Source organism: Paenibacillus sp. IHBB 3054 (assembly GCF_051594305.1).
Lineage (GTDB): Bacteria > Bacillota > Bacilli > Paenibacillales > Paenibacillaceae > Paenibacillus_AQ.
The window spans coordinates 1-12526 of sequence record NZ_JBOFBG010000067.1; the positions used below are offsets into that span (position 1 = coordinate 1).

Here is a 12526-nt window from a genome sequence, read left to right on the forward strand (position 1 = left end):
TCTCGGTGTTGGCACAACTAAGGATCTCCTTTTTTGCTGTCTAGTTTCTATGTAGCATTATAGTAAGTCACTGATTATGTACTTTAGTAAATTGAATTTTAGATTCCCCCATTTTGGCAGGACGTAACTACGGTGAATATTTGGACTTCCGGCCGCTGTTGTCCCCAGATTTCTTGATTTAAACCGCCATATGCGGTGGAAATCCGGTGACAAAGGCGGTCGCTACCGCTCCTACAGTTCCAAAATCCCCCTCCCTCTATTATGATTGAAGCATTTTTTATGCTTTCTTTTTTACTGTATTAATAACCTCTAGTATATTATGACTCAAATTATCAAGCATATTTTTTTCATACTGATAGTGGCCATCTATTCCTCTATGAATTATTGCATTCATTACAGGATGATATTCTTTATGTGTTGCATGAATTAAATCCTCAGCAAAATCAACTGCTTGTTTTTCACTGTATTTAAACTCGTTAATTAGTAATGCTACTATAAGAGCATGAGCCTGTGGTTGGTTTAACTCGTCCCTTTGAACAATGGCATTTAGTGCACCAAAACAAAATGCTGCGATAACCTGCCTCTCAAGCTCAGATGTATCTTCAAATCTAATTCCGATGAGTTCAAATAGTTCAGTTAAAAAAAGTCTTAGTTCACGTGATGCGTGATTTACTTTTAATCCTTCAAATTCATGCGGGTTTAAAAAGTCTGTCATTATCTATCTCCTATCATCGAGTGTCTAAATAAGTGTTTAGTAGATGTATAGCGTACCTTTGGGCCATCTTCCCTTCCATCCACATGGACAGTGCCCGAGTTTGAGAACTTCTAGCATTTCGCTAAAAAATTTTGGACAGCCTTTAAACCCGGCAAACGCACGTTCAATTCCTGCATTAAGCAATAACCAACTTAATGTATCACCGAACTCTTCTTTTATATTCTGCTCTTCAACACTATCATAAAGTTTAGCTATGGCTGTTTTATACTGTTGTGACTCTCTTACTGCAGCAACAATTGAATTGAAATTCCTAACACTATATCCTAATTTCCTCATAATAAAATCTGCAAGATTATCCCTACTCTTTGATATTACCTCCTCCCATTCATCTTTTTCGTCAAATCCCTCTGCTTTCTCCCACCCATCAACTTGTTGTACCGAACATAGTAAATCTATTTCTGCTAGTTTACCGCAATTTGTAAACCACTGAATATTCTCAAACTCGTTTAATAACTCTTGACTAACTATTATCTCTTTCATTTGGGATTAAACCCGCTTTCCATCAATATTATTAAGAGTTTTCTGTCTGTGAAAGTGGTCCGCTTGATACGCTTTGCAAAAAAAGACTTACCTCACCTCAAATTCCGAGTGGAGTAAGTCTGCCAGGCTAAATTTTGGCCTGCGATACTATGTATTAATCCTCAGAAAATAAATTTGGAAATCTATCTTGGTCAAGTTTAGGCAAAGTAAGCAATAAGTCTGCCTTCGTCTGGATAATCACCATCCCACCCACATGGAAAACCACCAGCTTTATAGATTCTAAAAACTTGTTCATAAAAATTTTCAACTTCACCGTTTATTGCACGATTGATTGCGCAGTTTCTCAAGTCCACTACAACAGTTTCAAAAAAATCGTGATAGGGGCCAGTTATTTGTCTTCTAAGACCATCCGCTATTAATCCAGTTAATTCATCCAGACCCCTAGGTTTTTGGGAAGAATCTAATTTATATAACTTCCCCTTAACTTTTCCCATTTCAAGTTGTCTTATATCAGACCAAGTATATTCATCTTCACCAAAAACTTCAGTAATGGCTAGCCTTTTGGCCTCTTCATATTGATTAATTATAACGATATTTTGGGCTCTCGCTGTTTTCGGGAAATCCATAATAGAATTAGAGAATTGAATAACTCCTCAACTAAATTGCTGTATATTCCGTTCTTCATAACTTATCAAACCACCTTTGACACAAGTCTATCTGTTCTTGGCGTTATACCTCTTCTGGTTTTCTAAATCACTGAATCAAATACTTGATACCCCATTGCTTCTAAAAACTTTACTGTCTCGGTTAAATCAACCTTATTATTGGGTTCCAGCCTGCTTGTATCAGTATTTCTCTCGTATCATATGATAAGTTATTCAAATCGCAACATCCTGATAACCTACTTCAGTTACTTTTTCATTCAATAAACGAATTCCCACTCCATTCTCTATATCCCATGTACAATCAAAAAGTATTCCGATATCTCGGCCTTCATAAATCCCTGCATATGAAACAACAATTCCAACCAAAGTAATCATCTCAAGAAGTTGGCCCGTTGTTTCAACTAAGGGATAATACTCATTAAATCCAATATCATAACCCAGTTCATATCGTTTTTGTTGGTAATAGTCTAAAATGGGTTGCAAGAAGCTTTGCTGCAATTGCTGCCAGTTTTGCATTAATGATTGATATGCCGTATATTGATCTTCATCAAACTTGTCATCTTCTTCACCATTGATCATCAATGCAATCTCAGTTTCTTTTCCAAAAAAATGAATCGTGGTATCCTTAGCCCAAACATAGTTATACTCAAGTTCACCAAAAACCGGATCGTTTATTTTCATTTTAAAATCTTCCCTTTTTGTTTATTGGCAAATTCTCCAGGTTCAAATGCCTTTGTTGTGCCGCCGATGATGATTCTGTAATCCTTACCTGTAATAATAAACTCGCTATTTAATTCAATGGATACGCCCTCATATTTTTCGCTAAGTATTTCTTTAAGTTTTAACTTATCTGACCCTTCCTGAACATATAAAAATAGGTCTTTAATATTTCGATTTATAGGGTCTAGGTACATCTCGACTCTTATAATATCATTTGAATTTCTTTCAATATTGCTTATTTTATATACTACTTTCTCAACATCCCCCTCCACCTTTGTATCATTACCGAACATTTCACCCAGTGTTGAGTAGTTTGGTTGTCCACCTATAAATATTTCCACCAACCCTACAACTAACTCCTGAAAAGTACTTTCTGAAAATTTCACTTTTAACAATTCCCACGAGTTATCCACCATCCAGCTCATATCATTGAAATCATTATCACTATCGTCCAATACCCCAATAACTACAGGCTTTCTATAAAGAAACTTCGCATTGATGCTTTCGTCATTTTTTATAAACATTAAACTCCCTCCAATTTTCTGTGCTAGTTGAACTCGCTAAGACTTTTTAAAGAAATCCTTTTGTAATGCTTCCCATTCATGATCCGTAAAAGTAAACCAATTAGGGCTTACCGCTGAAGTATCAATCACCCCAGGTTTTGATTGTTCGTATAAATCTCTTTTTAAACCAACTTCGTCATTATTTAAATACACCATACTTTCCTCCAACTTTATACAAAATGACGAAATCTTTAAATGAGTATTGGTTATTTCTTTATTCAAGATCTTTTCTTATTCTTTTTTTTGAAATACATACCTATCTTTAATATACCTGCGTTGCAAGAATTCTGTGAAAGTATCTGTAATCTTATAAAAGCCATCCTTCTTTTTACCTTCTGAGTAAAAGTAGACAGGTGGATTTTCCCCTTCATCTAATTTAAAGAAGCAAAACATACAACCTTGACTCATCCAAAATACAAAATCGTTTGAAGTAAGTTTTAGAGGTACATTGTTTTCTTCTAACAATTCTGCCCCCCCTTCATTTAACGCTAACAATTCATCCATAAAACATGATTCACCACGCAAAAAAGTATGATCAGTGCCGTTTCCCATTGTTTCAAGAAATTCAATATAAGCCATCGGTAATATTTGATCGCTAATCATTTTTCTCACATTAATTAAATCTTCGTTTGTACAAGGACTCATAGGAATTTTATCAATTCTAAATTGTGAGACTAACTCATTTAAATATTTCAAAATGTTTCACCCTCATTAGAGTCATTTACTTTTTAGCTAAAATATTCATTTACTACTGCAGTTAATCGGTCGTTTCCTAACTCAATGTTAGTCAAATAATAAAGGAAATAATCTTCTACTTCACTTTGATTGAATAGACTCAGATATTGAAATGCAAGTAGTGTAGTATCATCTATTCCATAATTTTTTCCCAATTTTGTTTTTACATATTGAATCGCTTGATTAATGAATCTATTGTCTTTTGTCTTAAAGAGAACATTAAGAACGAATGTAATCTCATCCTCATTCTCTATTTCAAAAATCTCACGCACCTCATTCTCTTCTAATTCTTCCTGAAATAGCTGTTCCTTAACCAAATTAAATATACTCAAAGCCTCTAATTCATCATTATAATAATCCTCCCAAAAGCTTAGATAAGCAAATTGCTTCGGCAATAAAGCTGAGCTATTATTGGGCTTGTTCCACAATATCCAATCAGAGTTCACTTTATCGGATACAACTTTAAATAAAGAGATTGAATAAGGCACAACTTGCTTGACATCATTTTCTACTCTGAAAAATCCCTCGCCATTTATACTGGTTTCCACAGAATAAACTAAATATTTTTTATTCAATGATAGATTCTCTTTTTTCTCTAAATCCTCATTAAAGCATACTCTCATTTATCTTACTCCTATAATATTCAAATCGACATCCAATTCTATTATCCGGAATAGGTCATTTTCATTTGCTCTGATCTACCTTCTGATTTCCTATTGGCGATGCTGAAAACTAACAAAGAAATAGAATATTCATGATTTCCATAATTAAATTGTTTATTACTTTCATACACAAGCCTTTCAAACTTTTCATTGATTGATGATTGCAAAGTAGCCATATTAACCTCCTCAAATCATATCTTTAATCATTTCAAAATACTTATCATCTTCACTAAAATAAATTTTGTATCCTTCTAACATGTAAGCTCTTAACAGATAGTCCTTAGCTTTAGCAAGCTCCCCACACTCGAATAAACTCTCTCCAAGTCTCAGTAAAATAAATGGATTTGAAATCCCATCTGGACAGTTTAAAGCATTATAAAAATTACTTTTGGCCATTTCATAGTGCTGTATAAATCCATGTGCTTGTTTCCCAGTTGTTCTTCGGTAACGGAACCAGTTCCAGAGCGGCAGTATAACTCTCGATAGCTTTAATAATTTGTCCTTTTTCAGTTAACTTCGAACCTGCAGATCAGTTCAAACTATAATGTTCTATTACATAATTATCGGAGTTAAGCATCCATTCCCTAACTTCTGGGGACTTTGTACCATAATATCTCCCCGTATTGCCCCACCACGAGACAACGTCAGCTAGATGAGTCAGGTCTGCTTGATCTAGAGAACACTATTTTCCATAAATTTCTCAAATTCCATATAAGACAACAAAAAACAGGTCAATCCTGGTGGTAGTTTACCATAATCGACCTGTTCATCATAACGCTATTGTTATTTAGGGTATAGGTTATATGTGTTGTTGGTTGAATGATGAGTTCATTTGGCACTGGGTAACCCTCATTCTATCACGGGTTATTTCACATCATGTTATCACAGAGGGTGTCTTATAACTGTATATTATACTTTAAGTCCGTAAAAATACTTTTGTCCCTTCTCCCAGTTTTTCTTTGACAGTCCTTTGACATAATTAATAAAACCTTTATAGTTGTCTACATTTATTACTGTGTAGTAATCGCCTGGCACTTTCTCCCCAGACCAAATCGATAGTAAGGATGGAACTAACTCCATTTCAAGACGCTGTCCGGTATTAGCGGCAATCAGAACTCTTTCAATTAATTTTTTTGTTAAATTACCAATAAATGCAATTTTTTGATTATAGTAATACTTTTCCGAGTTACAACTGTTAATGTACTCCAAATAAAAATGACCAATCTCTTCCACGGCTGCACCATCACCTAAATGCTCTTCAAATTCAATAAAAGCATCTATCGAATCCCTTATAATGATCGACGGATCATTAATTTCATCCCAATCTTCAAGTAATGCTAATAGATATGGAACAACTTCGAGAGAAAGCGTTGTAACTGCCGCTGACGCAAATGTATGAACCACATCTTCTGTAGCATTTTCTAAAAACAGAAGATTGTTCGAGTCTCTTAAATCTTCATGCGTACAAATTGAGCAAAAAATCCGAATGCAAAGATTTAATACTGCTTCATCTTCAGAATGATTTAACAAGTGAATTAAGAGTGCTTTTTGCGTAAAATCTCCTAACTTAAAAAGCTCCACGAGTTGGAGTATAACATCTTGTTCCGTCTTTGAACGTAAAATACTTTCTTTAATATCCGAAATATTGGAATTTGATATTTCACCGTACCAACTGCTATTCATAAGGTGCATATAGTTCGCCATTTTCCACCACCCTTTTATTTTCCCCTTCGTCCAGTATCCATCTTTCATAGTTGCACCGTCGCTTTTAGTTTGTGTATCCTGTGTTCCGACGGCGTGGCATAGATTTTCAAGTGAAATCAATATGTAATTTGTACTTTTCATCTTTTAAAGATCTAAAAAGATATATACCTATATCTTCTGCTGAATCATCTAATGAGACACCATATTTGGCTTCAGCTTGAATTATCGCATCTCCTAACTGCGCTCTGATCTCACTTAATTTATGTAAATCAAGATATTCAATAAAGGCGTACAACTCATTATCTTCAGATAACCACTGAGACTCCTGCCATGACACATAACCTGGTGTGCGAAACAACAATTCATCTAATTCTTTATCAATAACTTTAGGAATTTCATCGTAGTCTAAGAAATACATAAAATCTTTATTTTGATCATTGTAAGTGACAGAAAGTAGCCCACCATTATACTCTACAGCAGCTTGGAAAACTCCCTTGTACTTAGTAGCAGCAGTTCCATTATGAATACACCAAGGACACATCTCATGTACATCCTCAATTAAGTAAAAGGGGCCAGCATAAATGTATTCAGTTTCTTGTTTGCAAATTGAACATATTTTCGTAGAAACCTTTTCAAAAATTCCATTAATATAAGCATTCGGCTGTAATCGAAAGAAAGGTAAGTTATCTTTTGACATAATTCACTTGTGCTCCTCCCTATTATATAAGCGCTTAAATCCATTGAATCCATGATACGTGACATCTAGTATTTCAGCATGGGTACGTGGAGCTACTATTGTAGTGAATTTTAGTTCCAGTCATAAGTAGTATGTTCATGATTCCACACTTGTTATTTAATCATACTTTGTTTGTGATATAATGGCTGCTCCATTCAGTTTCATAGTCTTCTATTAGATTTGACCAATACCCTTCAGCTTCTTTCATTGCTACAGGATCAATTTGTTCATACACCCTACGCAGCTTAATCGCATAAAAATGAAACAAAATAAATGTTCTCACTCCTTTCATTTTTCAAGCTCATTAAATTAACTCGTATAATGCGCGGGCCTGTGCTATAGACCGTACCTTCTTTTCTGCTTTCTGCACTGGTTGCTATTTCTTCAATTCTGCTGTCACAACCTGTACACGTTTTGCCATTTGTTTCATCCTTCTTTGATTTTGGGTATGTAAAAAGCTCATTCCTACTCATGGTTCAAGTGGGAAAGAGCTTTGGAGAGTCTATCAAGTTTGAGCCAAGTTATACTCTACCAGATACTCACACGCTGCTCTGGCGCTACATACATCGTATCTTTTTCTGTAATTCCATAGGTATCATAAAATTCTTTAAAGCTGGCAACTGTACGATTCACACGAATCTTGTTAGCGGAATGTGTGTCATTGCTAGAAAGATAAGCAACCACTTCCTTACTCATTGTTGTACGCCAAATCGTTGCATATCCTTCAAAGTAAGCTTTGTAATCCGCATTTTTCGTTTGAGACAATACTTGCAAGGAGGCGGCCATACCACCAAGATCTGCAATATTTTCGCTCACAGTCAAGCTACCGTTATTATATACACCAGGAATGACTTCCAGTCCGTTATAATAAGAAATCACTCGCTCCGTTTTTTCTTGGAACTTCTTATAGTCCTCAGGTGTCCACCAGTTTACAGCATTTCCATTTTCATCATAGGAAGAGCCGAGATTATCAAACGCATGGCTGATTTCATGGGCAATCACCATACCAATTGCACCTAAATTTGTTTCCCGCTTCGCATTAATATCATAAAAGGGTGCTTGAAGAATACCTGCTGGGAATACAATTTCATTATTGAGTGCGTTGTAATAGGCGTTAACATTGTAAACACTCATTTGCCATTTACTTTCATCCACAGGTTGACCCAATGTTGCTACTTGTGTTTTCCATGATGCTTTGCAAATAGCTACAAAGTTATCAAATAATGATCCACCCTCTTTAATGGATACAATGGGTACGTCTTTAAAGCTGTCATCCCATTTATCAGGATAACCGATCTTGTAGGTCATTTTATCTAGCTTCAGCATAGCTTTAGCTTTAGTGGCTTCAGACATCCAGTCCAGCGCCTTAATACGCTCCTTATACACCGCAATAAATTCCTTCACCATTTTTTCCACGTCTTGCTTCGCTTCAGCTGTAAAATGGCGTTTTGCAAACATTTGACCTAAGTAATCACTCATTACACTTTGTGTTAATTGAATTGCAATTTCATCTTGTGTTTTTTGGCCTTGAATACCAAATAGATTAGCTTGGAAATCCAACGACGCTTGTTGCAACTCTTCACTTAATATGTTACTGGTATTAATAAGCCAAATCGCTTGCATATAGTTTCTAAAATCTTGCACATGCTCATCAGTCATTAATTGTGAAAGCTTATTGGCTTGCCCCTTGTCCATTACAATTAATTTATCTACGGAACCAAGCTGTAGATGCTTCAAATAATCAGCCATATCCAGTGAAGGAAAGAGCGCATCAAAGTCTTGGATCGTATATGAATTATAATATTTATTTACATCATTTTGGTCTTGAATGTCCATCGTTGCTGCTGCTATTTGCTTCTCAAACTCATACAATGAGTTTGCCTTTTTCTCGGCAGCTTCCTTGCTGTCACCAACAAGCTGGTATAACTTGCTCAAATACGAGACATACACTTGTTTTGCTTGAGCATTGTTAGAAACATAACTCGTCTTGTCTAAAATCAAGCCTACGCCTGCATAATATAATGCATTAATGTCACTTTTTTTAGCATCTGCCATGATACCAAATGATAAAATAGAGCCAAAGCCGAGCTCTTTCTCCATCTTCAAGCCTACATTCATTAGCTCCTGGATTGTAGAAGCTTGATTCAAGGATGCAATATAAGGTGCAATTGGCTTAATTCCCAAAGCATTACGATGCTTCATATCTTGTGCATTCGTATAAAAATCTGCAATTTTCTGTTCCACTGATCCTTTAGCATGTGTGTCCTTCACAACTTCTTGCAGTATATTTTTAATTCGTTCTTGATTTTGTTTATCCAATTCGTTAAATGCACCATTGCTCATTTCTCCAGCATCAATGGTAGATGCATTCAGCCACTTTTTATTTACAAACTCATAATAATCATCACGAGGATTTGTCCCCTTTAACGCTACCATTCGTTTAACTAGTGCAGTTAATTGTTCAAGTGTAACTTGATCCTTAGCTCCAAGTTTGCCATCCGTATAACCGTTAACGATACCTGTCGCAGCAATTTTAGTCATCTCATCTTGTGCCCACACTGGGATGTCACTAAAGGAAGACGCTGTATTTAAGCTACGCAAATCGTTTCCTTGCGGCTTCGGTAGGTTTGAGAATGCTCTACTTAGCATAATTAATGCTTCGGTACGAGAGACATACTCACCATCTTTGGTTTTGCCTTGAGCATCCCCCTTCAAAATGTCTTCTTTCTTCAAGCCAGGGTTATAATCATCTGCAACATTTAATAAATAAGCAACAACCTCTTCCCGTGTCATTGCTGCTTTCTCATCCTTAGCTAGTGCATGTGGCGCTAGTGAAGTAAGTATCAAGGATGAAGACAACATAAATGCTAATAATTTCTTCAAAGCTTCCCCTCCTCGGATAAAATAAAATCTAATTGGTATTATCTTCATATATCATTTTGTTATTACGTGGTGTTTGTTCTGAAGTTTCAATTTGCTATATGTCAGCATTAAGTTACATATTGGGATTAATCAACAGGCTTGGGCTGGTAACTATATTGCTTCGTTAAAGCCAATAAATCATCTTCTATCCCACGAAGTAAGTCTTCAGTAAAGTGGGATATCCAGCCGTAATTGAAGCACCCATTGAATAATCATCCAGCGCAAATTCCATCAATACATCTAGTAGTAACTTGTCATCAAGTCTCTCTTCGAAGCATAGAATGCCCCTCCCTACCGCATATCCTAATCTCTTAATTTCTAATAAATGTACCAGTTTTAAGTTATTTAGGGTATGAAATATGTTCATTCGGCACTGGATAGCCCCAGATTATAGAACTATATCCTGGAAACCTACCTCAACTATTTCTTCATCCTCAATTTTCACGGCAAGCCCATGTTCTATTTCCCAAGTGCAATTAAAAAGCAAACCAATTCTTCTAAATCCATTCTTACGTACTTTTCTTATAATCAATTGAGTAGGTTCAACTAATTTGCCCATTTCTTCTTTATTTTCTATAATTGGAGCAATCTTGTCAGCTACATCCTCCCCCACCATATCTCTATACTCCACATAACTTTCTTGATAATAGTCAAAGATTGCATCCTCTATTTTCATTATCATATTTTCCATATTACCAACAAAATTAATATACGCTTCTTTTTGAGCACCTTGAAATTCACCTTCTTCGTTTCCATCAATACTTAAAATAACGCTTCTCTCTTCTCCAAAGATCTTTACCTTCTGTTTTCCACTCCAGTATAAATCGTATGTAATTCCACCAAATAATTCATGGTTAAGGCTCGCCATTATGTCATTCTCCTAACTTTTACTTAATAGTTGAGATATATTTGAAGAAACCGAGATAAAACGAAGGTAACGAAAAACAGACCAATCATGGTAACGGAAAAGCGTTATTTAGGTTATAAAATTAAAGCATTTCACAATGCTTCATATGATTCTGATTTAATAAAGTTATCTACTAGAAATTTATCATTATCACTTAGACTCTCAAAAAGTTCATTGAATTTATCCTTGGCATCTTCATTGTCTAAAAGTGCTAACGTTGCTAAAGCAACGTGTCCCATTTGCCATGGCCCAAGAAATTTATTGTCTTTCAACAGTTCACTGAGTTCAGCTAATCTATCAACTATTCTTTGATTACAATAATTTCTTTCTATCGCTTTAAACATCGCCCTAACAACAACTCTATAACTGTAAGCCTCCATACAAACAATTAAATCTTCGTTTTGGATTGTATCATTTTCAAGTTCTTTTATTAATTCAGCTATTGAAACCACTGTTCTTTTCCCTTTCCTAATTATTATTACTCGTCCCTTAGACGGTGGTAGTGTTTTATCTCTAGGTTTTAGACTAAGCCCCTTCTCAACTTCTCGTCAAGATTATTCCAGATTCGGGAACGAAATAGCCTTATTTATGTATGAAAATTATAGCCTGTATAAACGATAAATCTATTATGTGCGTACAACCAAAATGGAGAATTAATACGAGTATTATTTGAATGATAGGGACATTCGGCACTGAGTAGCCCCGCCTATATTAATAGGGATGCTTTTATATAGAAATAGTCGCACAACACATGTTTTCAGTTAACATTTGATATTTTCAATAATTCACTAAGTTCGCCCAACTCTTTTAAATTTTTATTAGCTAGATTAATTGGAATGTCTTTCATTAAAACAAAAGGAAGTTGTTTCGAACCCTTCAATAAATCAAATAGCCCCTTTTTTATATTAAAGACCTCTTGTATTTTTTTCAGATCAGTAGCCCCACCCCTAAGTGGATTTACTAGAATAAGATCACAAAGCTGACCGCAATTCTCCTCGTCCTCTTCATCTAATAAATCAATGTTAATTGCCCCATTATTTATCCATTTTATAAAATCCTGACTGACCATTGAAGAAAATTCTGGATTCATAACTCCTGCATCTACCTGTATTAATTCAGTAGAGTCCTCATTTGATGACATCAAGTAGAACTTGCCTCCGCCGTTACTCCCTATAGCTAAATAACCCTGAGCGTATTCTGAAACCTCATATGTTTGATTTCTTTCAAAAATAACATCAGTACCAAAAATTATGACACCTTCTTTTGTTTCAAAGCCGTTAGTTAACTTTAGGAGATCCCTAAATACTTTGGGGAATTTGAAACCTATTTCTATCTCGATCCTGTTGATTTCATTTTCATCAACTGCAGGATAAAGATTAAAAGTTGATAAAGATTGTAGATTTATCATTTAAAGCCTCCTAGTCCAACAAAGAATCTGTATGCTTCCCCCAACTACCCTCATTACAACTAAAAGTTAGAAACTGGAGGTAACCAAAATTTGCATACGCATGCACATACCTGTCAAATATCAGGGTCAATACTCAGAGTGCTATAAAATTCATTTCAATATCTGTTAATAACGCGGAAGTTCACCATTATATTTCTTTATCAAAAACTCTGAAAAAGTCTCACTTAATTTCGTGAAGTCATTTTGAGT

General features: G+C 35.3%; 16 protein-coding genes and 1 pseudogene. All 17 read right to left on the bottom strand.

What is annotated here, in order from left to right:
* Window positions 1-277: 277 nt before the first annotated feature.
* Window positions 278-715, bottom strand: a complete 438-nt coding sequence (gene imm48, locus ACQ76X_RS34890; protein WP_438498452.1) for an Imm48 family immunity protein — start codon at window positions 713-715, stop codon at window positions 278-280.
* Window positions 716-751: 36 nt separating this feature from the next.
* A complete protein-coding gene (locus ACQ76X_RS34895; RefSeq protein ID WP_438498453.1) occupies window positions 752-1255 on the bottom strand; it encodes a hypothetical protein in 504 nt (167 codons plus the stop codon).
* A gap of 197 nt (window positions 1256-1452) precedes the next feature.
* The gene (locus ACQ76X_RS34900) at window positions 1453-1881 is read right to left on the bottom strand and encodes a hypothetical protein (RefSeq protein ID WP_438498455.1); all 429 of its coding nucleotides are present in this window, start codon (window positions 1879-1881) and stop codon (window positions 1453-1455) included.
* A gap of 252 nt (window positions 1882-2133) precedes the next feature.
* Entirely contained in the window at window positions 2134-2601 is a 468-nt protein-coding gene (locus tag ACQ76X_RS34905; protein ID WP_438498457.1) for a DUF6985 domain-containing protein, read from the bottom strand.
* The gene (locus ACQ76X_RS34910; protein WP_438498459.1) at window positions 2598-3164 is read right to left on the bottom strand and encodes a hypothetical protein; all 567 of its coding nucleotides are present in this window, start codon (window positions 3162-3164) and stop codon (window positions 2598-2600) included. Before ACQ76X_RS34910 ends, ACQ76X_RS34905 begins: the two co-directional genes overlap by 4 nt.
* A 36-nt stretch (window positions 3165-3200) precedes the next feature.
* The gene (locus ACQ76X_RS34915; RefSeq protein ID WP_438498461.1) at window positions 3201-3359 is read right to left on the bottom strand and encodes a hypothetical protein; all 159 of its coding nucleotides are present in this window, start codon (window positions 3357-3359) and stop codon (window positions 3201-3203) included.
* A 75-nt stretch (window positions 3360-3434) separates the two neighbouring features.
* On the bottom strand, window positions 3435-3899 hold the full coding sequence (locus ACQ76X_RS34920) for an SMI1/KNR4 family protein (RefSeq protein WP_438498463.1): 465 nt from the start codon (window positions 3897-3899) through the stop codon (window positions 3435-3437).
* Window positions 3900-3931: 32 nt separating this feature from the next.
* Window positions 3932-4561, bottom strand: a complete 630-nt coding sequence (locus ACQ76X_RS34925; protein WP_438498464.1) for a hypothetical protein — start codon at window positions 4559-4561, stop codon at window positions 3932-3934.
* Between the two features lie 41 nt (window positions 4562-4602).
* Entirely contained in the window at window positions 4603-4776 is a 174-nt protein-coding gene (locus tag ACQ76X_RS34930; RefSeq protein ID WP_438498466.1) for a hypothetical protein, read from the bottom strand.
* Window positions 4777-4786: 10 nt separating this feature from the next.
* Window positions 4787-5096 (bottom strand): annotated as a pseudogene (locus ACQ76X_RS34935) (tetratricopeptide repeat protein).
* 413 nt (window positions 5097-5509) lie between these two features.
* Window positions 5510-6304: an Imm47 family immunity protein gene (imm47, locus tag ACQ76X_RS34940; protein ID WP_438498477.1), complete on the bottom strand. Its 795-nt coding sequence runs from the start codon at window positions 6302-6304 to the stop codon at window positions 5510-5512.
* 106 nt (window positions 6305-6410) lie between these two features.
* Entirely contained in the window at window positions 6411-7001 is a 591-nt protein-coding gene (locus tag ACQ76X_RS34945; protein ID WP_438498468.1) for a CbrC family protein, read from the bottom strand.
* Window positions 7002-7161: 160 nt separating this feature from the next.
* Window positions 7162-7332 (bottom strand): hypothetical protein, encoded by a 171-nt coding sequence (locus tag ACQ76X_RS34950; RefSeq protein WP_438498470.1) that lies wholly within the window; start codon window positions 7330-7332, stop codon window positions 7162-7164.
* A gap of 236 nt (window positions 7333-7568) precedes the next feature.
* Window positions 7569-9923, bottom strand: coding sequence for a M13-type metalloendopeptidase (locus ACQ76X_RS34955; RefSeq protein WP_438498471.1), 2355 nt, complete (start codon window positions 9921-9923; stop codon window positions 7569-7571).
* Between the two features lie 427 nt (window positions 9924-10350).
* On the bottom strand, window positions 10351-10830 hold the full coding sequence (locus ACQ76X_RS34960) for a DUF6985 domain-containing protein (protein WP_438498472.1): 480 nt from the start codon (window positions 10828-10830) through the stop codon (window positions 10351-10353).
* Window positions 10831-10961: 131 nt separating this feature from the next.
* Window positions 10962-11321 (bottom strand): hypothetical protein, encoded by a 360-nt coding sequence (locus tag ACQ76X_RS34965; protein WP_438498474.1) that lies wholly within the window; start codon window positions 11319-11321, stop codon window positions 10962-10964.
* A 305-nt stretch (window positions 11322-11626) separates the two neighbouring features.
* Window positions 11627-12277, bottom strand: coding sequence for an SMI1/KNR4 family protein (locus ACQ76X_RS34970; protein WP_438498476.1), 651 nt, complete (start codon window positions 12275-12277; stop codon window positions 11627-11629).
* Between the last annotated feature and the right edge of the window lie 249 nt (window positions 12278-12526).

Excerpts from the sequence above, each read along its gene's own strand:
- imm48 (WP_438498452.1), bottom strand. The coding sequence starts at position 715 with ATGACAGACTTTTTAAACCCGCATGAATTTGAAGGATTAAAAGTAAAT.
- ACQ76X_RS34895 (WP_438498453.1), bottom strand. The coding sequence starts at position 1,255 with ATGAAAGAGATAATAGTTAGTCAAGAGTTATTAAACGAGTTTGAGAAT.
- ACQ76X_RS34900 (WP_438498455.1), bottom strand. The coding sequence starts at position 1,881 with ATGGATTTCCCGAAAACAGCGAGAGCCCAAAATATCGTTATAATTAAT.
- ACQ76X_RS34905 (WP_438498457.1), bottom strand. The coding sequence starts at position 2,601 with ATGAAAATAAACGATCCGGTTTTTGGTGAACTTGAGTATAACTATGTT.
- ACQ76X_RS34910 (WP_438498459.1), bottom strand. The coding sequence starts at position 3,164 with ATGTTTATAAAAAATGACGAAAGCATCAATGCGAAGTTTCTTTATAGA.
- ACQ76X_RS34915 (WP_438498461.1), bottom strand. The coding sequence starts at position 3,359 with ATGGTGTATTTAAATAATGACGAAGTTGGTTTAAAAAGAGATTTATAC.
- ACQ76X_RS34925 (WP_438498464.1), bottom strand. The coding sequence starts at position 4,561 with ATGAGAGTATGCTTTAATGAGGATTTAGAGAAAAAAGAGAATCTATCA.
- ACQ76X_RS34930 (WP_438498466.1), bottom strand. The coding sequence starts at position 4,776 with ATGGCTACTTTGCAATCATCAATCAATGAAAAGTTTGAAAGGCTTGTG.
- imm47 (WP_438498477.1), bottom strand. The coding sequence starts at position 6,304 with ATGGCGAACTATATGCACCTTATGAATAGCAGTTGGTACGGTGAAATA.
- ACQ76X_RS34945 (WP_438498468.1), bottom strand. The coding sequence starts at position 7,001 with ATGTCAAAAGATAACTTACCTTTCTTTCGATTACAGCCGAATGCTTAT.
- ACQ76X_RS34950 (WP_438498470.1), bottom strand. The coding sequence starts at position 7,332 with ATGAAAGGAGTGAGAACATTTATTTTGTTTCATTTTTATGCGATTAAG.
- ACQ76X_RS34960 (WP_438498472.1), bottom strand. The coding sequence starts at position 10,830 with ATGGCGAGCCTTAACCATGAATTATTTGGTGGAATTACATACGATTTA.
- ACQ76X_RS34970 (WP_438498476.1), bottom strand. The coding sequence starts at position 12,277 with ATGATAAATCTACAATCTTTATCAACTTTTAATCTTTATCCTGCAGTT.